The organism is Tessaracoccus sp. OH4464_COT-324 (assembly GCF_003932855.1).
Classification (GTDB): Bacteria; Actinomycetota; Actinomycetes; order Propionibacteriales; family Propionibacteriaceae; genus Arachnia.
Map to the genome: position 1 here is coordinate 1 of NZ_RQYZ01000062.1, position 643 is coordinate 643.

Below are 643 nucleotides of genomic sequence, written 5' to 3' on the forward strand. Positions count from 1 at the left end.
GTTCTGCGCAGCTGTATCCGCGTACCCGGGCGGTGGCCGAGAGCCTCAGGGCGGCGGACGTGCGGGTGAAGAGCCGCGAGCCCAAGATCGCGCAGCGCGATCGGGAGTTCTCCGAGGTGATCGCGGCCGGGATGGCGGCGCGTAACTTCATCAGGGACGGGTGGCCCACTGGCACCCAGCGCGCGTTCGAGAAGGTCGCGCACATCTGCCCGGACTACACACCGCAGGACTTCACCAAGTACGAAGAAGCGCTCCGCGAGGAACAAGAAGAACAATAGCCCCTTAAAACACTAGAAACCAGTCACAAGATAAGAAGAAGGTAAGAAGGAAGAGAACGGGGTAGGGATCATGCGACGACACTGGGCCTGGTACGCCACCGCTGCCATACTCGCGCTCGTGTTAGCGGCGCTCACCGTGGTCGTGGTCACACGCCCCACGCCGGGGCCGTCGGCGGGTGAAACCACCCGGAGTGCTGACGGCCCACGAACAAGCCCGGCAAGCACCGCACCGGTAGAGATCATCACCGTCCCACAACCCAAATTCTCCTGGGAGCCCTGGATGATAAAAACCGACGACCCCAACTGGCAACAAGACAAACGCTGGGCCGGACACCCACCACCCACCATCGTCCCACCCATCTTCC

Annotated in this window: 2 protein-coding genes; both read left to right on the top strand. The window is 62.8% G+C overall.

Features of this window, described 5'->3' with window-relative positions:
- Nucleotides 1–278 (top strand): hypothetical protein (locus EII42_RS13100; RefSeq protein ID WP_158676518.1); only part of this gene is annotated, 278 nt, incomplete at its 5' end.
- 70 nt (nt 279–348) lie between these two features.
- On the top strand, nt 349–643 hold a 295-nt coding region (locus tag EII42_RS13595; protein WP_233558397.1), incomplete at its 3' end, for a hypothetical protein.